The following is a 25718-nucleotide window of genomic DNA, read 5'->3' as shown; positions in this document are numbered from 1 at the left end:
GCGGTATCCCGACCGCCAGGATCCTCGGCACGGCCGGAGCAGTCTTGGTGCTGTCGCCATGGGTCTAGACCGACGGGGTCGTGAGGGACCGCCGCCCGGTGGATGGTGGTCCCGGGGCCGGTTTGCCTACGTTGGGTCCGCTGTCGGAGCATCCAGCGGGAATGGAGCACACATTGGCCACGGTCAGCGGTACGTGCGACGCACGATTCAAGACGGTGCTCGACGTCCTGGAAGAGCGGCTGGAGTCCGGCGAGGAGTTGGGGGCGTCGCTCCACGTCGACATCGACGGTGAGGCGGTCGTGGACTTGTGGGGAGGGTTCCGTGACGTCGACCGCGCCGAGCCCTGGACGAGGGACACGCTCACCAACGTGTGGTCGACGACGAAGGCCGTCACATCGCTCGCCGCACTGGTACTGGTGAACAGAGGACTGCTCGACGTACACGCACCGGTGAGCACCTACTGGCCGGAATTCGGCGCCAACGGCAAGGAATCCGTCCTCGTGCGGCACGTCCTCTCGCACACGTCGGGCGTGTCGGGCTGGGAGAAGCCGTGCAGGCTGCAGGACATCTACCGGACGCGTGAAGCCGCGGCGCGGCTCGCGGAGCAGGCCCCGTGGTGGGAGCCGGGAACCGCCTCCGGGTACCACGGTCTGAACTACGGGCACCTCGTGGGCGAGCTCGTCCGCCGGACCACCGGACGATCGCTGCGCTCCTTCGTGGCGACGGAGCTGGCCGGTCCGCTCGGAGCCGACTTCCAGATCGGGGCCGTGCCGGCCGTCTGGAACCGCATTGCCGACCTCGTCCCGCCGGCCGTCGATCCCCATGCCCTCGATTCCCTCGACCCCGAGAGCCCCATGTACAAGACGCTGACGAGCCCCCTGGCGGGCCCGGACGTGGTGAGTACCGAAGGGTGGCGGCGTGCCGAGATCGGCGCGGCGAACGGCCACGGCACGGCAGCCGGGATCGCCCGTCTGCTCTCGGTCGTGTCACGCGGGGGCACGGTGGACGGTCTGCGCCTGCTCTCGCCGGAGACGATCGACTTGATCTTCGAGGAGCAGGCCTCCGGTGTGGATCTCGTCATAGGGCTCCCGATGCGCTGGGGCATGGGCTTCGCGCTTCCCGGGACCGAGACGTTCCCCTACGTACCCCGCGGACGCAGGTGCTTCTGGGGCGGATGGGGAGGTTCTGTCGTCTGCATGGACCTCGAACGCCGGATGACGATGGCCTACACGATGAACAGGATGGGCGCCGGCGTCGTGGGGTCGGACCGCACGGCGGCCTACGTCGCCGCCGTTTTCGACGCCGCCGGTGCGGTCTGAGCGCCCTGAGGCCGCACGGTCCAGGAGAGGGGAACGATCATGGGTGCAGGACTGAGTGGAACGGTCGCGCTGGTCACCGGAGCCAGCAGCGGAATCGGCGCGGCGACGGGCAGGGCGCTCGCCGCCGAAGGCGCGGCTGTCGTGTTGGTGGCACGGCGGGCCGACCGCCTGGGCCGGCTGGCTGCGGAGATCGAGGCGCAAGGCGGCCGTGCGATCGCGGTCCCCTGTGACATCACCGACCGGGGGGACGCGACGGACGCGGTACGGCGGAGCGTGGAGTCCTTCGGCGGCGTCGACATCGTGGTCAACAACGCCGGGCAAATGCTGCTCGGCGAGTTCGGCAGCGCTCCGGCCGAGCTGTCCGACCGCATGGTCGGCCTCAACGTCGACGGACTGCTGAACATCTCGCGGGCGGCACTGCCGCACCTCGTCGAGGCGGCCGCGCAGAACGGGCGGGGTGTCGCCGACCTGGTCAACGTCAGCTCCGTGGCCGGCCGCAAGGCGGTCGCGGGGGGCGCGGTCTACGCCCTCACCAAGTACGGGGTCGTGGGTCTGTCGGAAGCGCTGCGTCAGGAGCTGGCCGGCCGCCAGGTCCGCGTCACGGTGGTGGAGCCCGGGGCCGTCGACACGGAGCTGGCGGACCACATCGATCCCGGGATCCGCGAACGGCTCCTGCGGGAGATGCAGTACGCGCCGCTCCTGCCGGGCGACATCGCGGAGGCGATCGTGTTCGCCGTCACGCGGAGCAGCCACGTGGCGGTCAATGAACTGCTCGTCCGGCCGACGGGGCAGCTCCTCTGACGATCGCCTGCCGGGAACGCGGTCTCAGGTCCATTCGGCGAGCTCCACGGTGATGCCGTCCGGCCCCTCGAGAAACACCAGCTTGCGGTCGTGGAAAGTCATCGGCTGGTTGCGGACCTTCAATCCGGCGGCCGTGACCCTGTCGATCAGGTCGTCGATGCCGGAGACCGCGAAGCAGATGTGGTGGAAACCCAGGCGTTCCGGCGGGGCCGTGGCGCCCGCCGTCTCCGCGGCCGGCTTCAGGAAGTGCAGGAGCTGCACCTCCAGCCGCGGACACGAATCTCTGAGCACCAGAGTGATGTGGCGGGCCTCGAGGTCGTCGATTCCCATGTACTGGTCCATCTCCGGACCCTTGATGATGACGTCCTTGTCGGGTGCGAAACCGAGCAGGGTGAAGAATGCGATGGCCGCGGCAGGGTCGCTCACCGCCACGGTGACATGGTCGAAGTGCTTGAGCATGATTGTGTACCGCCTTCTTGTGGGCCGGCGCTCAGCGCTGAGCGGTTCGCTGTGCCCGGCGTCCGCAGGTGGATACGAGCGGATACCCGAGGGCGCTGAAAGCCGGGTCTGAGGCGATGTGCCGTACGCGTGCGAGGTCGCCGTCCGTGAAACCCCGCGCACCCAGAGGCTCACGAAGCTGACGCGTGTGGATGGAGTGAAGGCGGCTGCCGGGGCCGCCGCCCGTCCAACTGTCCGTGCGATGGACGGTGCGGACGTCTTCCAGCGACGATTCGGCCATGGCGGAGTGCAGCCCGTGCGCCCCCCACTGAGGGTCCGCGCCGGCGTCTGCGAGGATCCCTACGACGGCGCCGCTGAACCGGCCGAACAGTTCGGCGTCGGCCGGGACGGAACTGGTCAGGACGGGGAGGCCGTCCGAGGTCACGGCACTCTCCTCGATGACCAGCCATCCTCCCGGGGCCAGCGCGTCGGCCAGTCTGCTGAGCACGTCCCGGCGTTCGGGCAGGTGCATGAGCACCCACCGGGCGTGGATCACGTCGAAGGGACCGCCGGGCGGTGCGGGGTCACAGCGGACATCGTGCTGGAGTATCTCCGCGCCGGGTGCCACGATCCGGGACGTGTCGAGATCGGTGGCCACGACGTGACCACCGGGGCCCGCGAGTGCCCGGAGGTGACGGGCGATCGAGCCCCCGCCGGCGCCCACCTCCCAGCACCGCGCTCCGGCAGGGATCCCCAGTGTTCTGAGGCATTCGGCGGTTCCGGGATCCAGCATGGTCTCCAACGCGTCGAGCTGGTCGTGCACCTCCACCGCACCGTGGAAGGCGTACTGGGTTTCGAGTGTCGTGCTCATCAGTCGAATACCTCGCTCGTCGGAGCCCAGGGGCAGTGCGGGCGGCCGTATGTCAAGCGTGGTCGCTGCCCTGCCGCTGCGGGATCCTCCGATCGGTGGATCCAGGGGGGTTGGTCGCCCTTCACCCCCGGCGCTGTCTGCCCCCGCTGTGCGCGTAAGACTGCCCGGCCAGGAGCCCCCGGGTCCCGGACCGGATGCCGTCGTGACCGCATGAGGATTTCCCTGTCCGACGCATGTCCGGTCCAGGGAATACCGCTTTCTGGGAACCGTCGAAAGGACATGCGATGGAGAACATCGACCTTCGCTATACGAAGGATCCTCTGTACCGGCGCGCCGATGAGGCCGTAAAGGAATTTGTTAGGCTCAGTGATGCATTCGCAGATAGCGTGACCACGCTCGAAGGGCATTCGAAGCCCTTGTGGTCGTACGTGGACACTTCGGCGACCACAAGGACCTTCGGTGGTCCGGTGGCCAAGGGCGTGAAGCAGATCTGTGAAGCTTTCATCGAAGTATCCACATGTGCGCGCATAGAGGCCCAAAATGCGCAGGAGCTGGTGGCGCCACTCAAGCCGAGGGTCGAGGGAGGCCTCGTCCTCGCCCACAATTTCTCGGTCTTCGAGGAACGGACCCTCACTCATCTGAAAGAGGTGAAGGGGAGCCTCATCGCCTCCCTCGCCGCATCGCAGGCCAGCCTCCAGAAGATCGAGAAGCGTTCGAAGGCCGCTACGGAGGCGCAGGATCCGGTCAAGCAGCTCGCACCGAAGATCGGCAACTCTGTCGGGACGCTCGGGGCTGATGTGCGCCGCGTCGTGGACTTCATCGACCAATATCACCTGTTCGTGGCGACCATGCTCGAGTGCGGTGCTGACGAGAAGAGCATCAACCAGCGAAGCGCCAAGGCCGCAGCCAACGCCACGAAGGAGGGCAAGAAGCTGATAGGCGATGCGCAGACAGGGGTCTGCGGCGTCCAGCTGGCGATTTCCGGAGAGGGCCGGGACGACAGGCTCCATGCTCTCGCGCATGCGTACGTCACCGTATACAACGCGTTTTATGCGATGTTGCAGGACGGTCAGGTAGACGCTGAATTCACCGGGTGCATGATGGCGAATGAGACTCGCCCGGCGTCGGAAATCCTCGAGCTCTTGGTGAACTCTGGAGTAGTGGATGCCCTGAGCTACGTGAACGGCCAGACCTTGGCGGGGGAGTCGGCCACGCCGAGTCGGTTGCAGCTTTCAGGAAGGCCTGGCAAGGAAAAGAGAATCTGTCCAAGGGTGAGAGGGACAGCGTATATCGTTGGTATTACCAGGGTGTGGCCGTACGGAATAATCTCCAGATCGCCTCATCGTTCTTCGGTACGCTGCTCCAAGGTCTCGTGTCGCTCGGTTTCATCGATGCCACCTCTGCGGCCGGACCCTTCTACAGCAAGCCGCACGGTGCCGAGCTTCCGCCGGTTCCGTACGATGTCCTGCAAAAAATCGTCCAGTCGGTACCCGTGCTGAAATCGATGGTCGGGGACCTCACGGACTCCCTGGCTGATCTCCACGCAGCCGTGGAGAAACTGGAGGCGCTGAACGGGTGACCGGTGGCGTGGCTGCCCACCCCGCGGCCGGGAGCGAGAGCCGCCACAGCACCACCGTTCCCGTGGCCAGAAGGAGCACGGCCACGCCGAGCGCGAGCGAGAGTCCGGTCGTCAAGAGGAGCAGGGCGCCGGCCAAGGCGCCGGACAGCATCGCGAGCACGGACAGGAGGCGCCGGCCGGGCCGGGGCCCCGTGCCGCCGGCCGCACCGGAGTCGGCGGCGAGCCCCGTGAGGGTGAGGGTGAGTACGGTCGTCGTCAGGTCCGGGATGCCGAGCCGCCGGACGACCGCGTTCTGCAGCCCCATCGCGACGCCGAGCAGCACGATCAGCGTGTAACGGACGGTGGCGTCCGCCCTGTCGTGCACGGCCAGGGTCGTGGCGAGGGCCCCGGCGAACAGGACCGATTGCACGCCCATGGTCCGGGCGAGCAGCCGGCCCCGGTGAGCGGCGAACCGGACGCCGAAGCGGCCGCCGGCCAGCGCGCCGGTCAGGAAGGCCGCCAGCGAGACGAGGGAGGCGGCTGCGGACAGGCTGCGCTCGCCGGCCAGGGCGAATCCGAGGAACACCACGTTGCCCGTCATATTGGCGATGAAGACGTGTCCGAGGCCGAGATAGCTCACCGCGTCCACCAACCCCGTCACCACCGTGAGGACCAGCAGCACCGGCGGCAGCGGACCGTGCTGGTCCCCCTTCCCGGGGACCAGCGTCCGCACGACGTCACGGAAGAGCGAGCGCATCCTCGGAGGTTCCTTCCACGTCGGCGGGGCGGTGCAGCAGTACGCGCGTGAGCAGCCCGCTGGCGGGACCGACGACGACGGCGGCGACCGAGACCCACAGGGGCCACGGCGACAACGCGAGCGCATGGTCCACCGACCAGCGCCCGGGGCCGGTGAGCGCGAGCACCCCGGCCACGGCGACGAGGAACAGCGGGTACTCGTAACCGTCGTGCTGCGCCCACAACCCGTGGCGCCACTTGACGGTCGTGGCCACCGTCATCACTCCCGCGGCAGCCATCGCCGCCGCGGGAGTGAGCAGCCCGGCGGCCAGGAACAGGCCGGAGCCGATCTGGCCGGTGCCCGCCGCGAGCGCGGTGAGCCGGCCGCCGCGGAACCCGTCCCGCCGGAACTCCTCGCTCCCTCCGGCGAGGCCTTCGCCGCCCAGCCAGAAGCTCACCTTCTGCACTCCGTGCCCGGCGACGAGCAGTCCCGTCACCAACCGGAGGATCAATAGCCCGGTGTCCATACCCGTTCCCGCCGTCCCTGTCCGTTCCGTCTTGCGTGAGCCGCCGGTTCAGCCGGCGGCGTGGGCGCCGATCACGGCCTGTGCGTAGACGACCCCGAGGCCGTAGGCGCCGGCGTGCTCCTTGACGAGGTCGGTCGTCGCGACGTACGTCTCGGCACGGGCCCAGTCGCGCTGGAGCTCCAGGAGCACCTGTACCCACGTCATCGGCACGGCCCCGGCCTGGACCATGCGCTGCACGGCGTTCTCGTGCGCCTCGGGGCTGACACCGCCGGACGCGTCGGTCACCACGTACACCTCGTAGCCCTGCTCGAGGGCGGAAAGAGTGGGCAGGGCCACGCAGATCTCCGTCCACAGGCCGGCGATGACGAGCTTCCTGCGCCCCGTTGCCTTCACCGCCTCGACGAAGGCCTCGTCCTCCCAGGCGTTCATCGTGGTGCGGTCGGTGATCTTCTGGTCGGGGTAGACATCCGCGAGCTGCGGCAGGATGGGGCCGGAGAAGGACTCCGCCGCCACGGTGCTCAGCACGACCGGGACGTCGAAGATCCGGGCGGCCTTCGCCAGACCCACAGTGGCGTTGATGATCGAGGTGCGGTCACCGCTGCCGGTGCCGAAGAACATCTGCGGCTGGTGGTCCACGAACAGGACGGCGCAGTTGTCGGGGGTGAGCAGGCCGGAGCCGGGGGTCGCGGTGACCTGGGTGATGTCGAACACGGGAATACTGCCTTTCATGGTGGGCATAGGGGTGGATCGGTCTGGGGTCAGAGGGAGACGCACGCGTCGAAGAAGCCGTCCCCGTGCGCGTCGCGGGTGGGGGGCGTGAGGCCGCGGCCGGCCCGCCACCGCAGGTGCTCGCCGGATTCGGCGGCGGCCTCTCCGATCAGCTCGGCCTGGCGGACGCCGCCCAGGCCTGCGGGGCCGGTCGGCCGGTAGCCGCCGAAGTGCGCGACCGGGCTCCAAGCGGGGCTCACGGGTGGCAGTTCCTCGTCCATGCCCTCGTACGCGTCGGCGGCGTAGACGATGCGGCCGCCCACGACCGTGAGCAGCGACTCGATGTGAGCGATCTCGGGCTCCGGTACGGCGAAGTAGTCCTCGGAGAGGACGGCGAAGTCGGCGAGGCGGCCCGGGGCGAGGATGCCCTTGATGTCCTGTTCACCGGTGAGTCGCGCGCCCGCCGTGGTGAACATGTCGAGTGCCGTCCGGCGGTCGACCCGGTTGGACGGCGGACGGACCAGCAGGTCGCCCACGGTGCGGCCCGAGACCAGCCAGTGCAGGGCGACCCACGGGTTGTAGGTGGAGACACGGGTGGCGTCGGTGCCGGCGCCGACGGTCAGGCCGCGCTCGAGCATGGCGCGGATCGGCGGCGCGTCGGCCGCGGCGCCGACGCCGTAGCGGCGGACGAAGGCCTCGCCCTGGAAGGACAGCCGGTTCTGTACGGACAGGGCGCCACCGAGGGCGGCGATCCGGTCCAGGCTGTCCGTGGTGACGGTCTCCGCATGGTCGAAGAGCCAGCGGTTGCCCGCGGGGAAGAGGCCCTCGGAGGCGAGCCGTTCGAATACGGTCAGATCCCGCCGGATCGTCTCGTCGTAGGTGGCGTGCAGACGGAACCCCCAGCCGTTCTCCATGAGGAGACGAACGGCCTTCTCGAACTCCGCCTCGTAGCCGTCGGTGAGTTCGGGACGGGGCTGAGTGAAGTTCTCGAAGTCCGCCGCGGCCCAGGTCAGGTTCTCACCGGCGCCGTTGAGCCGCAGCCACTCGTCCCCGTCCTCGGGGCGGGCCGTCTCGATCCAGCGGGTGAGGTCGGCTATCTCCTGGCCCGCGGTCTGGGGGAAGAGGTGGTAGGCGATGCGCAGCGACAACTGCCCCGCCTTCGCGAGTTCGACGACCGTGGCGTAGTTGTCGGGGAAGTTCTGGAAGCCGCCGGCCGCATCGATGGCCGAGGTCAGACCGAAGCGGTTGAGTTCCCTGAGGAAGTGGCGGGTCGAGGTCTTCTTGTCCTCGCCGTCGAGCACCGGGGCCTTGGCGAGCGTCGAGTACAGGACCAGTGCGCTGGGCGCCGCGAGCAGCATGCCGGACGGTTCGCCGTCCCGGCCTCGTACGATCTGGCCGCCGCGGGGGTCGGGGGTGTCCCGGGTGAAGCCCGCGGCCTTGAGCGCGGCCCGGTTGAGGATCGCCGACTGGTACAGGTGCAGGACGAATACCGGGGTGTCGGGGGCGGCGGCGTTGAGTTCGGCGACGGTCGGCAGCCGGCGCTCCGCGAACTGTTCGACCGACCAGCCCCCCACCACGCGCACCCACTGTCCCTTGGGCGTGCGGGCAGCCTGTTCGCGCAGCAGCGCCAGACCCTCGTGGAGGCTGCGCAGACCGTCCCAGCGCAGCTCCAGTACGTAGTTCAGGCCGCCCCGGATGACGTGGAGGTGGGAGTCGTTGAGCCCGGGAATGATCCGGCGGCCGAGTGCGTCGACGACCCGGGTCGCGGGACCGACGTGACTGGACATGTCGTGGTCGTCGCCGACGGCGAGGATGCGGCCGTCACGGACGGCGATCGCCTGGGTCGCGGGCCGGGCCGGATCTCCCGTGTGCACCTTTGCGTTGCGGACGACGAGATCGGCCGCGTTCTCGGTCGCGCCGCGCAGCAGCCCGCCGACCGGCATTGTGGACACGTTCCTGAATCCTCCTGTGACGTGGGCACGTGCTCCCTTGAGGGAGGAGCGGATGGCCCGAATGCGCGATTTGTGAATGCGAACACAACGTAGCCACCGGCTTCTGCGCCCCACATCCACCGAACGACGGTCCAGAAGGGACGATCTTCGTCAGGAGTCGTGACTAGGCCACCTCTTGCGAAACCCTCCGAAAGGGACGGCCCAGGCCCGGAGCCCGGCGCGGGACCGTTTCCGGGGCAGCGACGTCAACGTTCCCGCTCGTCGCGGAACAGGGGAGTGCCCCTCATTCCTTCTTGAGGACCGCGGTAGTGCCGGGTGGCTGCACGGCGGTGTCGAGCGGTGAGGTCCGTTACGCCTGTCGCAGCCGTGGTCCATGAGGCCTCTGGGTCCCGAAGTCGATCTACGTCGACGACGGGTCGGCTTTCGTGGGCACCTGGCCGCTGCGGCGTGCGCGTCTCCGGCCGTCCGGCTCACGCATTCCAAGCCCGGACGGCCGTAGTGAGCATCTTGCTGAGCTGCACAGGCTTTTCACCGCCCGTGCCCCCTTCGGCCGCAACCTGGACCCGCCCATGCGGCGTGGTCACCGGCGAGCTCGGATCCGGCAGAACGGTCGCCCTCACGGCGCCGTCGCCTCTCTCGACTCGGCCCGGTTCACGGTGATCTACCAGCCCAACCCCGACGTCGGCATGCGCGGCTATGACCGGATCGTCACCAGGCTGGGCGGGACCCCCACGTTCCACCTGGCCGCTCTCGTGACGCGGGAGTCCGCCGCGCTGGCCGCCGAGGTATGAACGGGGAAGGACGTCGGCCGTCGTGATCGACGAGTCGCATCTGCTCGACCGCCATGGGCTCCAAGATTCGAGAGTCCCGGGGTGTCGGCGGGCACAAGAAGCTCCGGAAGGATCGGGAGCAGTGCTTGCTGCTCATGGGCCAAGGGATGAGCAACCGAGAAGCATGCACGATCATCGGCATCAGCGAACGGACAGGTCGCCGTCCCGGTACCTGCGCGAGGTGAACGCATCCACATCGCCGACCGCCTACGGGAGAAGGCGACGGTCCCCGTCATAGCCGCCGAGCTGGGCCGCAGCCCGTCCACGATCAGTCGCGAGATACGCCGCAACCGCACGCTGGGCACCGGCAAGAAGTGGTTCTACCGGCCCTACGCATCCCAAGCCCGTGCCGAGGGCCGCCGGCCTCGCCCGTAGCCGAGCAGATCGGACAGCGCCAGAGACGATCTACCAGGCCCTCTACCTCCAGGGCCGCGGCGAACTACGCCGCGAGCTCGCCCGTGCCCTGCGGACCGGCCGCTACACCCACCCCATGGTCATGATCAGCGACCGACCCGCGGAAGTAGCCGACCGCGCGGTCCCCGGCCACTGGGCAGGCGACTTCATCATCGGCCGCGAAGGCCGCTCAGCGGCACCACGAGTTCGCGATGTCCTCGAACATGCCGGTCTACTTCCGCAACCCGGCCAGCCCCTGGCAGCGCGGTTCAACGCGAACAACAACGGCCTGCTCCGCCAGTGCTTCCCGAATTGTATGGGGGATAGCGGTGTCGTGATCGGGGTGGCCCGCCAGTGGCCGCAGCGGCGATGGGCCGTCGAGAACGCCAGGGGCCTGGGTCGCCACCTGACTTCATGGCTGATCGCGCGGGGAGAAGAGGTCGTTGACGTCGCGCCCAGCGCGACCGCGCGGGTTCGCCAGCTCTCACGCGGCGGAGGTCGGAAGAACGACCGCATCGACGCCGCGGCAGCGGCATGCGTCGCTGCCCTGCAAGGTGACGCAAGGCCGGTGCAGCCCGAGAACTCGACGGATGCCCTGGGGCTGCTGGACGAACGACGCAACAACCTCGCTCAGGCCAGAGTCCGCGCGGTGAACCAGCCTCACGCGCTGCTTCGGGCGCTCCTGCCCGGAGGGGCACCGCGTGATCTGTCTGCGGCCAAAGCCGAGCTGCTGCTGGAGTCGGCCGTTCCCTGCGGCCCGGCCGAATTCACCCGACACGACCTCGCCGCTGACCTGATCGCCGAGATCCGTGCTTGGGACGTGAAGCTGAAGGACAACGCCAAAGCCAGGGCTTCGCTGGTCGCCGAGTCCGAAAGCCGGCTCACCGACACTCCTGGCATCGGGGCCGTCACCGCCGCCCGCCTCCTCGGCCGCACCGGAAACCCACTCAAACGCCGTCTGGCCGATCACGTCTGGCGCACCATGATCGCTGACGAGCGCCGACGCACCCGAACGAAGGGCCCGGGAGGACAGCAGGGGCGGCTACAAAATCCAGCGCGGCTGGCTCAAACCCCGACGGCCGGCTCTTCGGACGAGTCACTTCCCGGACCCGCCAAAACCGAGCCTATGCCCCCAGCCCGACTGGCTTGACAACACAGAGGCACCCAAGGGCACCGACCTGGCCCTCCACAACCGCGACGCCCTCGAAACCGTCGCGGCCGAACTCAACTCCGGACCACGCAAAACGCTCGACTGGGAAACCCCAGCTGACCGCCTGAATAGACTGCTCGCCAGCTGACACAACGATCACGTGGTGCGACGATCGCTGGAGTTCTCCAACGGCCGCCGGGGGCCGTCTCATCCCGCCCCGTCACCATGCTCATCTTCATGTCGCTCAACAGGGGCGACAGCGTCGCTCAATACGGGGGCGATGAAGATGCTGTGGAGCCAGTGGTACCCCTCCACCTGCTCGGTGTGCTGGACAGAGTCCGTGGCCCCTATCCAGCAACGGGAGGAGCTCTGGGTATCGCCGCGGACGTCCTTGAACGTGAGCGTGGCCTCGTACACACTGTTATAGCTGTCCAGATGAGTAGGCCGGTCATGCAGTGCCACGGCGTTGCACAGCACGTCCTGCCAATGCCCGGGCTCAACCGTTGCCTGGATTACCTCGCCCTGGCCAGGGGGGTAGGGGTACAGCACCACGGAGCTCTGGCTTGCGAACCACGTCAGTACCGTGGCGAGGGGCACCGGGTTCTCCGAGCCCACGATGATGCTCTCACGCAGGGGGGCCCCACCGAGCTTCACCGCATCGCCGGCCTGCTGCCTCCTCGCTTTGTTCTGCCGAATCTGCTCGGTGACCTTGTCGTCGAAGTCCTTGCGCTTGAGATGGTCCCTCTGCCTGGCGAGTTCATCTCGTGCCTCTTTGAGGTAGATCTTTTTTTTGAGCGCGCTCCTGATTACCTCCCCCGACGATCCGTTGTAGTCGCGCATGAGATAGGTGGTCAGGCCGACACTGATGCGTCCATTGCGTTGCTCCTGTGCCAGCCAGAAGTCCTTCTGGCCGCTGGGCCAGTGGTAGCTCTCGATTGCATCGTCGAGCCTCTCCTTGAGCGTCTTTATGAAGGGGGCCAGGCCATCGTCGGCCTCAGCCCGCCCGGTTACCATGGCCGCCGCCTGTTCGGAGTACCAGATCAGATCGGCGAGCGTCCACAGTTCGGCCGCCGATCGTCCTTCCGGGAGCAGGCGGACCTTGTGCGCCGCCCGGATGATGGCGATCGCCGGCCAGACGAGGAGATCGTCCTTGTCGTTGGACCTCTGCCAAGCAGCGTAGGCATCGTCGAGCGAGTCGAATTTGGCGATCTGGGTGATCCTGCCCACCTCCTTCCTCTGCTTCTCCACCTTGGGATCCCGTGTCTTCCGGTCAGTGTTACTGCCGGTCGCGGCGCAGGACAGGATGCACAGTTCGGTGAACCCCTGCTTGGCCCTGTCCCTCATGAATTGCTTGAGGGACGTCCCCTCCGACAGAATCTCCACGTTGTGACGATCGCCGACCTGGCGCTGAGCCTGTTCTCTGAGGCTGCCCAGGAGGGGTGTCAAGTACAGACGCGGGGACGTGTCCGTGCGGGCCTTCCCGGGGAGGCCCTTATCCTTCACATACGTGAACGCCGTCTCGGGCGAGATGGTCTGCCCGGGCTCCGAGGCGAGATGCAGTCTCATGCCTGCGGGGATTTTCACGGGGATGGGCTGAGCGGTTTCGATGTTGATTTTGGGTGCGTGCTTGCCGTGGGCCAAGACGTAGAGGCGGGACATGGGTGATGGTCTCCGTGGTGTGAAGATGTCGGCTCGGGCATGAGGCGGACCGGCTGTGGCGGAGCGTGCAGCCCATGCTCTCCAGTGGCCTGAGGCCAAGGACAGGACGAAAGCAACGCATCCAGCGGCACGGTGGCTCACGGAGCACGAGCGATCGGAGTATCACCGTAGGGAGCACGGCAGGAGTGCCCCTCCACCGATCGGAGGGCCGCCCCGGGGGAACCGGCGCCCGGCGGAAGCCGACTCGGACGGGGTGATCACCGGGCGGGAGGGAAGCAGTGCGCCCGACACCACCCCCGCGTCCCGGCCTGCGGTGACCGCGCCGGGTCCGGTCAGAATTCCGAGGTGTGCAAGGGAGCGGTGCCCAGCTGCTTCCGCAGGACCGGGAGGGGGACGACGAGCACCGGACACGTCGCGTGGGTGGTGCAGTACCGCGCCGTGGAAAACCCGGGGAGAATCCGTCGCCGTGGCGCTCCGACGATGAGGAGATCATCGTCTCGGTCGGCGATCCGGGTGAGTACCGGCCCGGCGCCGCCCAGGGCGGCGAGGGCAGAGAAACGCACCCCGGGAGGGCGCCCGCCCGCTCCGAACGCGGATTCGAGCACGGAGGTCAGCATGCGTTCCGCCATGGTCCGCTCGGTCGCGATGTGGTCGGCGGTATGGATATCCGGGGTGGTGGCCAGCACGGCCAGCACCTCGGCATCGAGACGCCGGGCCTCGCTCACGGCCCGATGGAGGGCTGTGATGCTGCCCGTGGAGCCGCTGACGCCCACGATGACTCGCCCGTAGGCATGATGGATCACGGAGACCACGTCCTTCTGCTAGAGGTCGGCCTTCGTGAGAACGGTAGGACGCGTGACCCGCTAGGGACCTCCCCCGGTCGGCCCCTGCGGCGGCGGAGGAGGTCCGTAGCGATTCACGCGTCGAGGTCAACGACCCGGCGCCCGAGACGGCGGCGCCCCGTGACACCCCTGACGGAGCCCCGGGCCGTGCCGCACGGCACGCCTCAGAGATCGCCCCGCAGTGCGGCCAGCCGTTGTGCGAAGGGCACCACAGCGAAGCCGTGCACCGGTTCCACCGACGTGATCGCCCCCGTCAGTGAACGGGGTGCAATGGCAGCGGTGGTGTCGACGTCCGGGGCGGAGTCCTGGGGCGTGGGTGTCATGAAGCGTGCCAATTCCGTGCCGGCGCGGGCGATCCGGTGGGCCAGCCCTTCCTCGCCCCAATCCTCCGAAGCGGCGTACACGGCGGTCGGTACGACGAGTGCGCGGAGGTAGGTGAAGAGCGGACGCATGGCGTGCTCGGTGACCAGGGAATGCCGGGGAGTCCCGCCGGTGGCGCCGAGGAGCACCGGCTTTCCGGTGAGGGCGTCCTTGTCGATCACGTCGAAGAAGGATTTGAACAGCCCGCTGTACGAGGCTGCGAACACCGGTGTGACGGCGATGAGGCCGTCGGCGGCGGCCGCTGCGTCGAGCGCGGCGGCCAGCCGGGCGGCCGGGAACCCGGTGACGAGATGCTGCGCGATCTCCGTTGCCAGGTCCCGCAGTTCGATCACCTCGGGCTCCGCGTCCACATGCTCGACGGTGGCGGCGGTGAGACGGTCGGCGAGCAGCCGGGTCGAGGAGGGGGAGCTCAGGCCGGCCGATACGACGAGGAGCTTCATGACCGGGCCCCGTCCTTCGGGGCCTGCCGGGCGGAAGCGACGCGGGACGTATGGGTGGGCGCGTCCGGTACGCCGGCCGGCCGCAGGTTCGCGAACTCCTTGCGCAGTACGGGCACCACCTCCTCGCCGAGGATGTCGAGCTGCTCCAGGACGGTTTTCAGGGGCAGGCCCGCGTGGTCCATGAGGAACAGCTGGCGCTGGTAGTCGCCGACGTAGTCGCGGAAGGACATGGTGCGGTCGATGACCTGTTGCGGCGAGCCGACGGTCAGCGGCGTCTGGGAGGTGAACTCCTCGAGCGACGGGCCGTGTCCGTACACCGGAGCGTTGTCGAAGTACGGGCGGAACTCGCGCACCGCGTCCTGGGAGTTCTTGCGCATGAAGACCTGGCCGCCGAGACCGACGATGGCGTGCTCGGCGGCGCCGTGTCCGTAGTGGGCGTAGCGCTGCCGGTACAGGTCGACCATCTGCTTGGTGTGGGAGGCGGGCCAGAAGATGTTGTTGTGGAAGAACCCGTCGCCGTAGTAGGCGGCCTGCTCGGCGATCTCCGGCGAGCGGATCGAGCCGTGCCACACGAACGGTGCGACCCCGTCCAACGGCCGAGGGGTCGAGGTGAAGGACTGCAGCGGGGTCCGGAACTTGCCCTTCCAGGTGACGACGTCCTCGTCCCACAGGCGGCGCAGCAGCGCGTAGTTCTCGATCGCGAGGTCGATTCCGTCACGGATGTCCTTGCCGAACCACGGGTAGACCGGCCCGGTGTTCCCGCGGCCCAATATCACGTCGACGCGCCCGTCCGCGATGTGCTGGAGCATCGCGAAGTCCTCGGCGATCTTCACCGGGTCGTTCGTGGTGATCAGGGTCGTCGAGGTGGACAGGATCAGGTTGTCGGTGCGGGCGGCGATGTATCCGAGCATCGTGGTCGGCGAGGACGGGACGAACGGCGGATTGTGGTGCTCCCCGGTGGCAAAGACATCGAGGCCGACCTCCTCGGCCTTCTGCGCGATCCTGAGGATCGCCTTGATCCGCTCATGCTCGCTGGGCGTCCGCCCTGTCGTCGGATCGGCGGTGACGTCACCGACGGTGAAGATCCCGAACTGCATGGCTTTCCTTCCACAATTTCCGGACACGACCTTGGGCCGGCCCTGCCGGCCCGGTCCCCAAGGAAGCCGGCCACGGGGGAGAACTGCCCTCCGCAACCGGTGATCAGGGCAAGTGTCCTGGAAGGGCAGTCGTCCGGGATCCCCACTTGGGCCGGTCGCGAGTTCTAGTGCCGTTGGACGGCTGCCCGACGTGCTGCCCGAGCGCCCTGCCGGCTCCGGCTGCGGGCGCCGTAGGTTCGGCGGAGAGCGCGCACGGTCGGGCTCGCCGCGACGTCACCCGCGTTCACGAAGACACTCCAGGAGACCAACCATGCCGTTCGCCCCCACATACCGGTACGCCACGATGTACGACCTCGCGACTGACAGGCTGAAACTGATCCGCCCCAAGGGAGACTTTTGGCTGCAGCTGTGGGCGAGGGACTCTGAGCTGCAGCGCGCCCTCGCCAAGCAGGAGGAAACCGCTCTCCTGGACTGGGTGTCCGAAGCACTGCGCAAGAACATCTTCACCGTCCCTGCGGAATCCGCTGCCGTGCAGCATCTCGGATTCCTCGCCGAGCGGACGCCGGGGAGCAGCGGGGAGTTCCTTGCGGCGGTGATGGCCGGGGCAGCGAACAAGATCGACGAGTCGGTCCTGGATCCCTCCCTCAGACATTGGTGCTGGGGCAAGTGTGCCGAGGACACGAAGGTGCGGTGCCTGGGCGACAAATGCCTCGCCTTCAGGACCGGGGTGGGGCACCACCACCACACCCGGGCCGAGGACGTGGCGCACGCGGGCCCCGGCCCCCGGAAGCCGGCGGTGAGTACGCCGAAGGAGGCGGACAAGAACGTCCTGGGACACGGGACTTACAGCGAGGTAGACGACGACGTCACCGTCCCCAAGGGCGTCACGATTCACTTCTGGACCCACCGGGACCGGGTGCTCAACAAGATCGAAAAGGCTCGGGCGATCATCACGGACAGCGCGCCGGTCGACACGAAGAGCCCGGGCGAGACGGTGGAGAACCTCCTCGTCTCCCCGCTCAAGCCCGGGGAGGCCAAGGAATCGGCTCACGCCACCCGCTACCTGAAGAACCACTACGAAGTAGGGAGTGGTGACGGCGACATCTACCTCTGCGGCGACTCGATGGACGGCACACTCAAGTGCTACTTCTACGACGCGGTCGATGGTCACCACCACCCCGACTGCCAGGGCCTGCTGGGCCGCAAGGGCCCCCTGAAGGACGTCATCACCCAGGGCGGTGTGATCAACTTCTGGACTTGCCGGGAGAAGGGCATGACGACCCCGAAGGAGTCCGATCCCCGCCAGGAGTACACCCAGGAGCAATCCGACTACCACAACGAGATGGCCGCGTACGTGCAGTCGCTCCTCGACCTACGGAAGACGAACCCGGTCCTGGCCTACCTCCAGATGGCGAGCACCGCCCACGGCACGCGCTACGACCTGGACGTGGTGCCGCTCGACAGCAAGGAAGCCGCGACTCACATCCTCAACCGGACCGAGCCGCGAGTCGACCTCCTCTCGCTCGACCGGGCGGAGCGCGCCGAGCAGATACGCCTCGTGTGGGCCCGTCTGCAGGATCTGGAGCCCTGGGAGCAGGAGAACCTCTTCAAGCGCCCCACGTGGCAGCAGGCGTACAGCGAGCTGTGCGACCGGCGCGACCGGGCGGTGTACGCCACCGAAACCTTCAGGGTGCTGATCCGCGACGTAGAGCAGGCGTACGGCGAGCTGTGCGACCGGCGCGACCGGAAGGTATACGCCACCGAAGCTTTCAGGGGGCTGATCCTCGGCGTACAGGCCGCGGGGCCCTGCAACCTGCCGACCGGTGTCATGGACGCAGGTCTTGGCTGCCTCAAGGCGTTCGCGTCTGCAGTCGAGAGCTACTTCTACTACCAGCCGGGCAGTGAGGCCGGCATCGAGCTCGCGGGCTTCTGCGCGTCCCTCCGGTGCGCCGCGGAGGGCACCATGGCAATCGCCGCGGTCGAGGCGCTCGCTGCCGGGCTCGAGTACCTGTTGGGGCCCACGCCCACCGAGCAGGCCCTCGGGCGGGTGGAACGGGAACTGCCGCTGCCGTGGTAGCGGCACGCTCGTGCCCGGCGGGTAGGGGGATCAACGAAGCTCCTGCGCTCCTGAGTTGAGATGCCGGACATCTCGCTCCAGGGCGCAGGAGCCTCGTGCGTCGCGATCGTGGATCTGATCACCCGGTCAGTGGTCGCGCTGGATCCGGGGAGAGCGGAGTGAACTCAGACCGCCGCTGAGCCACCGCGGGAATGTTCCGTGGCCGTCACGGACTTTCCGGGCACTCCTTCCAGGCTACGTGGTAGATGGTGCTGACGCTGGCGTCCGTGGAGTCCATGGCCATGAAACTCGTCTGCGTCCGCGGGTTGGACGTGCCGGCGTTCACCCGGAGCTCGGTGTTGATGTTGAAGTTTCTCTTCTCCCCGCACGGTGCCCACACCAGGTCGCTGTACTCGGTCCGATCGGTGGCCTGCCAGTTGTCGTCGTAGGGACCGTTGAACTGGTGGGACCGCAGGGACGTCTGCGGCATGCCCTGGAAGTAGTACCCGGCGCGTTCCACGGCGTTCGCGCCAGGCTGGAGGAACGCGTAACCGCGGTAGTCCGCCTGGACGATGGCGTAGGTGAAGCCACCGGGCACGTGAGCTCGGAGGCTGAGCTGGCAGTTCTTGCGGAAGTCCGTGGGGGCGGAGTCGGGGCCGACGTGCGCGAGGTAGTCGCTGTAGGTGACGGTGAACGCCGTGTTGTCGGGGGCCATGTCGACCGTGGTCGTGCCCTCCGGACAGCCGGACCCGTTCACGGTCACCAGCTCGATGACGATCTTGTCGGGCGGGGAGGGGAGAACGTTCACGTCGGCGGTGCTGCTGTGAGCGGGCGCGGCCAGTGCGAGGAGGAGTGCGACGGCGGCGCCGCCGGTCATAGCTCGCTTCATCTTCATCCTTTTCCGGGGTACGTGAGTGCGTGGACCGTGGACTGTGGTCGAAACCGGAGCGGGGGTCAGGAAGCCGGGCACTGCTTCCATTCCAGGTGGTACTTGGTGCTGACGCTGCCGTCGGTCGAGTCCATGGCGATGAAGCTCAGGTTCTGCGGGTCGGTGCCGGAGGTGACGCGCAGTTCGGTATTGACGTTGAGGGTGCGTTCTTCACCGCAGGGCGCCCAGACCAGGCTCGCGTAATCGGTTTCGTCGCTGGACTGCCAGTTGTCCACCAGAGGTCCCCTGAACTGGTGTGTGCTGCGCGTGGTCTGGGACATGCCCTGGAAGTAATAGCTCGCGCGCTGCAGGGCGGAGGCTCCGGGCTGGAGGTAGGCGAAGCCCCGGAAGTCGGCCCGGGCGATCGCGTAGGTGAAGCCCTGGGGCACGTGGACCTGGAGACCGAGCTGGCAGTTCTTGCGCGAGTCGATCGGGCTGGAGCCTCCACCCGCCTGCGCGAGGTAGTCGCTGTACGTGACGGTGAAGGCGGTGTTGTCCTCGGCAGCGGCCACGGACGCGGTGCCCTGCCGACAGCCCGAGCCGTTGACGGTCTGAACCTCGACGGTGATGTGTCCCGGCGGGTTGGCTACGGGCTGAGCCTGCGCGGGGAATGCGGAGAGAGCCGATGCCAGGGCCAGCGTTCCGCCGAACAGAGCACTACGTAATGCCATGGTGTCTCCTCGTTTCCGGTTGCACACACCGGAGACCCGGTGTGTGGCGGGCACATGACAACAGGTGTGTGCGTGTTTTGTGAAGAGGAGTCGAATCAGGCACTCCGTTACGTCGGCTGAAGCTGACCGCTGCCTCCGGACTCCGGGCGGGGCCGCCCCGTCGGCGTCGTGCCACGTGACAACGCGTGGGCCCGGCGCGGGCGGCCCTGTAGATCCTCAAGCGTCCTGTTCGTTCGAACGACCGAAAAGGGTCGCGTGGACTCGCGTGGGCACAGCGGCGGTGACCGGGGGCGGAAGATCCTGGACGGGCGGAGCCCGGCCGTCGCCAATGGTGCGGCTGGCGACGGTGGTCCCTCCCACAGCGGACGGCGGAGCCGGAACCCGGTTCCGTCGACGGTGGAGGAGTCCGGGCGGACATCACACCCGGCGGTGGGGGAGTCTGGGCGGAAATCCACCCGGCGGTGGGGTGAGTCTGGGCGGAGTTCACACCCGGCGTGGCCGGCACCTGCGCGCAGGGCGTTGCCGGACGGACGACGCCAGGGCCGGCCCCGAGGGTCGGCCCTGGCGTGCGTCGGTACGGTCACTGAACCGTGCGAACCGAAAGTCGGATGATCAACGGCCTCTCTGGGGGCCTTCCCCAGCGATCTTCCTCCCGGTCATACCGACACCCTCACCTGGCCTCCGACTCGTCGTCCGCGTTGTCATCGGTCGGAGCGGGCTTCGGCTTCGACGAGGGCTTGGGCCGGCTGTGCGGGTACTCGATGGCGAACGCCTCGGTGACGTTCGTCGGTTCCGCGTCGGAGGTGAGGAAGCCGCCGACCGCGTACACGCAGCGCTGCTTGGTGTTCTTGGAGCACGGGCCCGCGGCCACACCCAGTTCGCTGCGGGGAGTCGGCATCGACGGCAGGGTGAGCCAGGTGTTGCTGGCCGGGCTGTACGCCTCCTGCGTCGCCACAGATTCCGCAGCGGCGTTCAGGCCGCCGACGGCGTAGACGCAGCCGTCCTTCACTCCCTCGGGGCAGGGCGCCGCCGCGGCGCCGATTCCCCTGCGGGGCGCCGGCAGGTCGGGCAGGTACTGCCAGCTGTCGGTGGCGGGGCTGTATACCTCGGCGGTCTTCAGGGCGGTCGTGGTGGAATCGACACCGCCGATCGCGTACACGCAGACCCCCTTGAGTCCCAGCGCACTGGGGCAGGCGGCCGCGGCGCTGCCGTGGAAGGCGCGCGCGTGCTGGAGCGGTGGCAGGGTGGCCCAGGTGTCGGTTTCGGGGCTGTAGGCCTCCACCGTGGTGGTGGGGGTGCCGGCATCGCCACCGGTGACGAACACGCAGGTGCCGCGCAGGCCGTACCCCTTCGGGCACGGGGCCGTGGCCGCGCCAGCGTTCATCCGGGCGGTCGGCATGGCAGGGAGCGACTGCCAGGCGTTCGTCCGGGGACTGTAGCCCTCGTTGAGGTTCAGCCGGTTCGCCCCGCCCGTGGTGCCGCCGATGGCGTACACGCAGTCGCCGGGCTTCTCGTCGGGACAGTCCGCGGTCGTGGACGCGACGCTCGTTCGCGCCGGCGACAGCAGGTCCGGCAACGTGGTCCAGGTCCCCGAAGCGGGGCTGTAGGCCTCAAGCTTGGCCTCGGCGCCACTCCCCGCGACCGCGTAGACGCACGTGCCCTCCAATCCCCTCGGGCAGTCCGCCGCGGCCGCACCCAGCTTCGCTGCAGCCGTGGGCTTGACCGGCAGCGTCACCCACACACCTTGCGCGCCGGCGGAACTGACGGTGCACAGGGCCAGGACGGGGGCCAGGGCCAGGACGGCCAGGCGGCGCCAGACGGCCGGGCGGCGGGACCGGTTCTGCGGCGGGTCGTGCTGGTCGGTGGGGGGCAGGTACCTCATCGGGGGCCTTTCTCTTCACGGGCGGGAACGGACGCATTCCGACCTTGCACGGATGAACGCCGTGGTCGCGCGTTGTGATCGGCCGGATACAGCAACGCGTACGGCCGCCCGGGTTCCGGTCCGGAACCGGCGGCACGGTTGCGGCCGCACGCAGCTGATCCCTCCGGCGACGTGCTCGCGCCGGGCCACGGCGTTGTCCAGGGCGTCGAACAGGACGTTCGCGCGGGCGGCCTGCTCCACCTCGGGTCCGCGCGACTTCGCCACCTGCGCTCAGAGCGCCGCGTTCCCGGTGGATCCGGGAACCACCGATGTCCCGTGGGACCGGGCTCCACGGGGTGCGATGGTGCATGACATGCCACTTTTCGGCGTAATCGGCGGTTGCGGGCTCTCCGGCCGTCACGCTGTGGCTGTTGATCACGGTCCAGGCCAGGGAGACCGATGGCGCACAGATCGCGCGAGGTGGTGTGCGAGAGGTCCGGCAGGCCCGCTGTGAGATGGGGTTGCCGTGCCGGGAGCCGGCGGTTCCCTTCAAGGTGTCGCGGCGGACGATGCGGCCTGCCTGGTGAGCGGCTCGGTCAGTACCGGCCTCATCGCCGTGGAGGTCGGCAAGGCGAAGAAGCAGACCGACCGCGGGGACGCGGAACGCCTCGACGACACCGGTGCCGCTGCGTCCGGCCGCATCGCCGAGAGCGCGGGCGCTCGGGTGATCTCCCTGCGCGCGCCCTCTGCCGCCATCGAGCCGGGCAGGGCACTGCCCGACGTGAGCAAGGAGGACCGGCCGCTGAGCCCGGTGCCCGGCCCGCCGCGACCGTCAGACCCAGAAAGGCCACGGCCCATGAGCGCGACCATGAGCGTCACCCATCAGGGCGACGAGCAGGACGCCGGCAGCGTCCCCTTCGCCAGGAATTCGAAGATCGCCCCCGAGGCCGTGGCGGACCCGGAGCCTCCGACCTCGGTCGGCGAGGGACGGCCGCTGGTTCTGGTCGGCGACTCCGGCACCCGTGGGTCCCGCCTGCTGACCGCCATCGGCACCGCGATCGCCGAGACCGGGCTGTCACTGCGCCGCGGCACCACCTCGGCGCTGGTGAACGAGCTCGCCGAAGCCGGCTCCAACCGCCACCCGTCCTCCGTGATCGCCCACCGGATCACCGCCCGCTGCATCCCGCTCCAGGCGGACACCGACCCTTGCGGCCACCGGGTCACGAAGAGCGAATGCCGCTCAGGGACCCACCGGTGAACAGCCCCGCCGCACGAACGAAGCGCACCGGCCGGGCCCGGGACATCCTCGTCGCCGAGGGACCTCTAGCGGCACGGATCGTCGTCACGGTCGTTGCCGCGTGGCAGACCGCGCTGTGGCTGGGAGCGGACCAACCGCCCGTCTATGCCGCGGTCGTCCCGCTCGTGGCCCTGCGCGGCGACTCCATGACCGCCCTGACCACTTCTCTCCAACGGGTGCTGGGCGTCGTTGCGGGCGTCTGCATCGGAATCGCCGTCCTGAATGTCCTGCACCCCTCGACCGCCGCACTCGCCCTGGTCGTGGCCCTGGGGCTGGCTGCCGGAATGGTCCTGCGAGCCGGCGGTTCCCTGAACGTCCAGGTCGCGGCCTCCTCCCTGCTCGTCTTCGCCAGCACCTCCCCGGACGCCTACGCCCTGCACCGCCTTTGGGAGACCGCAGCAGGAGCCGCCGTGACGATCCTCTTCGCGCCGTTGCTGTGGCCCCCGGACCCCCGCCGCACCCTTGCCACGCTCACCGTGGACTCCCGCACCCGCCTCATCCAGGCCCTCACCCGCACCACGGCGATCCTCGGCACCGATGCCGGCGCGGTCCGTGACAACCTGGCCGCCGTCACCAGCGACATCGAAGCGATCCACGGCCACGCCGTCCGGGCCCGCGAGGCCGAACGCGCCATGCGCTTCAATCCGTTGCGCCGCCGCCACCGCGACACCGTCGCACACCTGACCCGCGCCGTCATCACCACCGACCGGCTCACCCCGCACCTGGCGGTCCTGGCCGGAGAGACCGTCGCGTTCACCGGCAGGGACGACCTCGCCTCCGTCCTCACCAACGCCCGTCGGTACCTGCCCGGACTGGCCGCATCCACCGTGGAGGCGATCACCGCCACCCTGGACGGGGCGAACTCACAGCAGGCGCGGACCACAGCCCGTGAAAGCCTCGCCGCCTACGCCCGCGCCGACAGTCACCCCGCCGCCGCAGTCCTGCGCAGGCCCTTCCAGCGCATCCTCGACGACCTCGAGCAACACCTCGCGCCATGAACCCGGGGCCCCGCCCCCTCCGGGAGTGCGGTGCCACGAGCGGGTCACTGTGCCGACAGTCGCGGCGTACGCACCGGCTCCGTGCGTCGGCTGCCGGTCTTCTCGAAGGCCGTGGCGAGGACCAGCACGGCGTTGTCGTCGTAGGCGCGGCCCGCGAAGGTCAGGCCGACGGGCATGCCGGTGTCCGACATGGCGCCCATGGGTACGGTCACGGTCGGGATGCCGAGGTGGCGGGGGACCAGGTTGCCGTTGGCGACCCAGACGCCGTTGCGCCAGCCGAGGTCGGCGGAGGACACGGAGACGTCCATGTCGGCGGGGCCCACGTCCGCGACCGCGGGGAAGACCACCGCGTCCAGACCCAGTCCGTCCATCCATGCCTCGAGGTCGGCCCGGCGCGTCTCTTCGAGCCCGCGCAGCCCCTGTTCGAGGTGCGGCATGTCGGCGAGGGAGGCGTACGGGCGCTCGCGCACGAAGCGGGGGTAATCCCCGATGGTGTCGTCGAAGCCCTCGTAGCGGTCGGGCAGTTCGCCGTCCTGCTTGGGCCAGATGCGGGTGGCGTCGACCTCGGCCAGGGAGGGCAGCGCCGGGTCGCCGTTGCCGCGCAAGAAGTCGTCCCAGGCCCAGGCGGACAGGTCCTCGATCTCGAAGGCGAGGTACTCGCGGGTGAACAGGGAAGGCGCGTCGGGGCGGTCGGACTCGTAGTTGGTCACGACCGGGAAGTCGACCTCGACCACCTCGTCGCCGGCGGCCTCCAGGTCGCGGCGGGCGGCTGCCCACAAGGTGATCACCGATGGGCGTGTGTCGACGCGCTGCCCGGTCTGCCCGCCGATCCCTCCGTCCGGGTTGGTTCCGGCGTCCGCGTCGGCGTTGATGTACATGCGGGGCACCCCAACACGCTTGCCGGAGAGCGAGTCGGACGCGGCCTCGGCGTCGACGGGTGCGAGGGCGGGGTAGGAGGCGGGGCGTACCTGCGACGACGAGGGCAGTGGCACCCAGAGCTGTGCGCGCCAGAGGTCACCGCGGGTCTGCGGGTCGTCGGCCACGATGACGTCGAGCAGCCGTCGCGGCGGGCCGGTCTCGCATCGCCGACGGAAGACGCTGGGGAACGTTCGCGGCGTACGGGGGCCGAGTAGGAACGGCTCAGGAAACCGGTGTTGCTGTCAGAAGTTTTGACAGAGTGTCCACTCCGCGGCGATCGGCCCCGGCGGGTGCAATGGCACAAGCTGGCCCGCGGCATCCGCTGTGCCGAGCGCGGCGCCATCCATCAGGCCCGGATGCGGAGAGTTGAAGCGGTTCATGGTCGGCGGATGTAGGGGTGCAGCTGGTCGATTTCGTGGAATCCGGCGTGCTGGTGGAGGTCTCTGACCGGTCCCCAGCTGTGGTCGGTGTGGTCGGCGGGGGTGTCGAGGAGGAGAGTGAGTTCGCGGACGCCTCGGTCGGCGAGGTGGGCCAGGCACTGCTGGAGGAGAATGTGGCCGGTCCCGTCCGGTTGCGGGGCGAGGGTGATCCATTCCAGGACGGCGGTCCCCTCGACGGGCTGGCTGACGACGGCTCGGCCGACGTGGGTGCCGTCCTTCTCCCGCAGTCGTACGTACCAGCCGTACGGGTCGGCGCTTTCGGTGATGTCGATGACCTCGTACGGCAGGCGCCTCAGCGTGTCGAGGCGGTGGTGGAGGTAGCTCCAGCCGTCCTGGCGGGAGAATCCTGCAGCCTCCAGCGCTACGGCGGTACCCCGGCGGTTGCGTACCGGCAGGCCCGCGAACGAGATCGCGGTGGGGGCCTGGAACGCGTGCACGGTCCGCCGTCCGGCCTGTTCCAGCATGTGCCGGACCAGAACCCCGGCGATCATCTGGTCATCCTCAACGCAGTGCAGCCATAGCAGCAGCCCGTCACTGCCCTGTGCGCGGACCGCCCAGCCGATGCCCCCCACGACCTCGCCGCTGCGGTCGACCGCCACGTCCGTGCGCGGTTCCTCCAGCAGCGAGGCCGCCGCATCACCGGGACAGCACCCGGCCAGGACATGCCCGAGCATCGAGTCTGTCACCGCAGGCCGGCCGGGCAGCCGGTCGCTCTCGAAGAGCTCCAGCACCCGCTCCCGGTCCTGCGGCACATACGGCCGCACCGTCATGCTGGCCCCGGTCCCGACTCTCGTGGTCACTGACACTTACTGCTGCCCCCTGGGCTTGAAAACCGTCTACCGGCTCAG

25 protein-coding genes and 2 pseudogenes are annotated in these 25718 nt (G+C 68.9%); 11 read left to right on the top strand and 16 right to left on the bottom strand.

The window, feature by feature from the left end; translation table 11 throughout:
* The first annotated feature begins 161 nt into the window (after window positions 1-161).
* Window positions 162-1319: a serine hydrolase domain-containing protein gene (locus OG435_RS34025; protein ID WP_266882763.1), complete on the top strand. Its 1158-nt coding sequence runs from the start codon at window positions 162-164 to the stop codon at window positions 1317-1319.
* Between the two features lie 39 nt (window positions 1320-1358).
* Complete coding sequence (locus OG435_RS34020) at window positions 1359-2120, top strand: SDR family NAD(P)-dependent oxidoreductase (protein ID WP_266882761.1); 762 nt, start codon at window positions 1359-1361, stop codon at window positions 2118-2120.
* A 24-nt stretch (window positions 2121-2144) separates the two neighbouring features.
* Here OG435_RS34020 and OG435_RS34015 read toward each other — a convergent pair whose 3' ends face one another.
* Window positions 2145-2579, bottom strand: a complete 435-nt coding sequence (locus tag OG435_RS34015; RefSeq protein WP_266882759.1) for a VOC family protein — start codon at window positions 2577-2579, stop codon at window positions 2145-2147.
* Window positions 2580-2610: 31 nt separating this feature from the next.
* Window positions 2611-3429, bottom strand: coding sequence for a class I SAM-dependent methyltransferase (locus OG435_RS34010; RefSeq protein WP_266882757.1), 819 nt, complete (start codon window positions 3427-3429; stop codon window positions 2611-2613).
* A 284-nt stretch (window positions 3430-3713) separates the two neighbouring features.
* Between OG435_RS34010 and OG435_RS34005 the strand changes: the two genes are divergently transcribed.
* The gene (locus tag OG435_RS34005; protein ID WP_266882755.1) at window positions 3714-4928 is read left to right on the top strand and encodes a hypothetical protein; all 1215 of its coding nucleotides are present in this window, start codon (window positions 3714-3716) and stop codon (window positions 4926-4928) included.
* 18 nt (window positions 4929-4946) lie between these two features.
* On the opposite strand, the gene OG435_RS34000 is transcribed toward OG435_RS34005, so the two are convergent.
* Genes OG435_RS34000 through OG435_RS33985 form a run of 4 tightly spaced genes read right to left on the bottom strand, consistent with a single transcriptional unit; the run spans window position 4947 to window position 8900 of the window.
* Window positions 4947-5744: a YoaK family protein gene (locus OG435_RS34000; protein WP_266882753.1), complete on the bottom strand. Its 798-nt coding sequence runs from the start codon at window positions 5742-5744 to the stop codon at window positions 4947-4949.
* Window positions 5725-6249, bottom strand: coding sequence for a DoxX family protein (locus OG435_RS33995; RefSeq protein WP_266882751.1), 525 nt, complete (start codon window positions 6247-6249; stop codon window positions 5725-5727). Before OG435_RS33995 ends, OG435_RS34000 begins: the two co-directional genes overlap by 20 nt.
* Before the next feature lie 48 nt (window positions 6250-6297).
* A complete protein-coding gene (locus tag OG435_RS33990) occupies window positions 6298-6960 on the bottom strand; it encodes a hydrolase (protein WP_266882749.1) in 663 nt (220 codons plus the stop codon).
* A 47-nt stretch (window positions 6961-7007) separates the two neighbouring features.
* Entirely contained in the window at window positions 7008-8900 is a 1893-nt protein-coding gene (locus OG435_RS33985; RefSeq protein WP_266886343.1) for an amidohydrolase, read from the bottom strand.
* 578 nt (window positions 8901-9478) lie between these two features.
* On the opposite strand from OG435_RS33985, the gene OG435_RS33980 reads away from it, so the two are divergent.
* The 5 genes and pseudogenes from OG435_RS33980 to OG435_RS50805 all read left to right on the top strand — a co-directional run.
* Window positions 9479-9700 (top strand): hypothetical protein, encoded by a 222-nt coding sequence (locus OG435_RS33980; protein ID WP_266882747.1) that lies wholly within the window; start codon window positions 9479-9481, stop codon window positions 9698-9700.
* A gap of 228 nt (window positions 9701-9928) precedes the next feature.
* Window positions 9929-10114, top strand: coding sequence for a helix-turn-helix domain-containing protein (locus tag OG435_RS33975; RefSeq protein ID WP_323188022.1), 186 nt, complete (start codon window positions 9929-9931; stop codon window positions 10112-10114).
* A 22-nt stretch (window positions 10115-10136) separates the two neighbouring features.
* Window positions 10137-10328, top strand: a pseudogene (locus tag OG435_RS33970) (IS30 family transposase); the annotation flags it as partial.
* Window positions 10302-11282 carry an IS110 family transposase gene (locus OG435_RS33965; protein WP_266886339.1) on the top strand — a complete coding sequence of 327 codons (981 nt, stop codon included), beginning with the start codon at window positions 10302-10304 and terminating at the stop codon, window positions 11280-11282. The pseudogene OG435_RS33970 and the gene OG435_RS33965, both read left to right, overlap by 27 nt.
* 13 nt (window positions 11283-11295) lie before the next feature.
* Window positions 11296-11430 (top strand): annotated as a pseudogene (locus tag OG435_RS50805) (IS30 family transposase); the annotation flags it as partial.
* A gap of 59 nt (window positions 11431-11489) precedes the next feature.
* Here the strand turns inward: OG435_RS50805 and OG435_RS33960 are convergent.
* The 4 genes from OG435_RS33960 to OG435_RS33945 form a co-directional block, all read right to left on the bottom strand.
* Entirely contained in the window at window positions 11490-12941 is a 1452-nt protein-coding gene (locus tag OG435_RS33960) for a hypothetical protein (protein ID WP_266882745.1), read from the bottom strand.
* 332 nt (window positions 12942-13273) lie between these two features.
* Window positions 13274-13744, bottom strand: a complete 471-nt coding sequence (locus OG435_RS33955) for a universal stress protein (RefSeq protein ID WP_266882743.1) — start codon at window positions 13742-13744, stop codon at window positions 13274-13276.
* Between the two features lie 203 nt (window positions 13745-13947).
* A complete protein-coding gene (locus tag OG435_RS33950; RefSeq protein WP_266882741.1) occupies window positions 13948-14604 on the bottom strand; it encodes an FMN reductase in 657 nt (218 codons plus the stop codon).
* Entirely contained in the window at window positions 14601-15701 is a 1101-nt protein-coding gene (locus OG435_RS33945) for an LLM class flavin-dependent oxidoreductase (protein WP_266882739.1), read from the bottom strand. The genes OG435_RS33950 and OG435_RS33945 overlap by 4 nt, the downstream gene beginning before the upstream one ends.
* A gap of 310 nt (window positions 15702-16011) precedes the next feature.
* Between OG435_RS33945 and OG435_RS33940 the strand changes: the two genes are divergently transcribed.
* Window positions 16012-17778 (top strand): putative adhesin, encoded by a 1767-nt coding sequence (locus OG435_RS33940; protein WP_266882738.1) that lies wholly within the window; start codon window positions 16012-16014, stop codon window positions 17776-17778.
* Between the two features lie 205 nt (window positions 17779-17983).
* Here the strand turns inward: OG435_RS33940 and OG435_RS33935 are convergent, their stop codons facing one another.
* The 3 genes from OG435_RS33935 to OG435_RS33925 form a co-directional block, all read right to left on the bottom strand.
* Window positions 17984-18646, bottom strand: a complete 663-nt coding sequence (locus tag OG435_RS33935) for a DUF4360 domain-containing protein (RefSeq protein ID WP_266882736.1) — start codon at window positions 18644-18646, stop codon at window positions 17984-17986.
* A gap of 65 nt (window positions 18647-18711) precedes the next feature.
* Window positions 18712-19356: a DUF4360 domain-containing protein gene (locus OG435_RS33930; protein WP_266882734.1), complete on the bottom strand. Its 645-nt coding sequence runs from the start codon at window positions 19354-19356 to the stop codon at window positions 18712-18714.
* A gap of 670 nt (window positions 19357-20026) precedes the next feature.
* Window positions 20027-21238 carry a Kelch repeat-containing protein gene (locus OG435_RS33925; RefSeq protein ID WP_266882732.1) on the bottom strand — a complete coding sequence of 404 codons (1212 nt, stop codon included), beginning with the start codon at window positions 21236-21238 and terminating at the stop codon, window positions 20027-20029.
* 562 nt (window positions 21239-21800) lie between these two features.
* Between OG435_RS33925 and OG435_RS33920 the strand changes: the two genes are divergently transcribed.
* Together OG435_RS33920 and OG435_RS33915 are read left to right on the top strand one after the other, a co-directional pair.
* The gene (locus OG435_RS33920; RefSeq protein ID WP_266882730.1) at window positions 21801-22475 is read left to right on the top strand and encodes a hypothetical protein; all 675 of its coding nucleotides are present in this window, start codon (window positions 21801-21803) and stop codon (window positions 22473-22475) included.
* Window positions 22472-23512 carry an FUSC family protein gene (locus tag OG435_RS33915; RefSeq protein WP_266882728.1) on the top strand — a complete coding sequence of 347 codons (1041 nt, stop codon included), beginning with the start codon at window positions 22472-22474 and terminating at the stop codon, window positions 23510-23512. The genes OG435_RS33920 and OG435_RS33915 overlap by 4 nt, the downstream gene beginning before the upstream one ends.
* Before the next feature lie 44 nt (window positions 23513-23556).
* On the opposite strand, the gene OG435_RS33910 is transcribed toward OG435_RS33915, so the two are convergent.
* The 3 genes from OG435_RS33910 to OG435_RS33900 form a co-directional block, all read right to left on the bottom strand.
* The gene (locus OG435_RS33910; RefSeq protein ID WP_266882726.1) at window positions 23557-24555 is read right to left on the bottom strand and encodes an amidase family protein; all 999 of its coding nucleotides are present in this window, start codon (window positions 24553-24555) and stop codon (window positions 23557-23559) included.
* Window positions 24556-24672: 117 nt separating this feature from the next.
* Complete coding sequence (locus OG435_RS33905) at window positions 24673-24810, bottom strand: hypothetical protein (RefSeq protein WP_266882724.1); 138 nt, start codon at window positions 24808-24810, stop codon at window positions 24673-24675.
* Window positions 24807-25640, bottom strand: coding sequence for a hypothetical protein (locus OG435_RS33900; RefSeq protein ID WP_266882722.1), 834 nt, complete (start codon window positions 25638-25640; stop codon window positions 24807-24809). The genes OG435_RS33905 and OG435_RS33900 overlap by 4 nt, the downstream gene beginning before the upstream one ends.
* Between the last annotated feature and the right edge of the window lie 78 nt (window positions 25641-25718).

Origin of the sequence: Streptomyces sp. NBC_01264 (assembly GCF_026340675.1) — a bacterium.
Lineage (GTDB): Bacteria > Actinomycetota > Actinomycetes > Streptomycetales > Streptomycetaceae > Streptomyces.
This window is presented reverse-complemented; position numbering and strand designations above follow the sequence as displayed.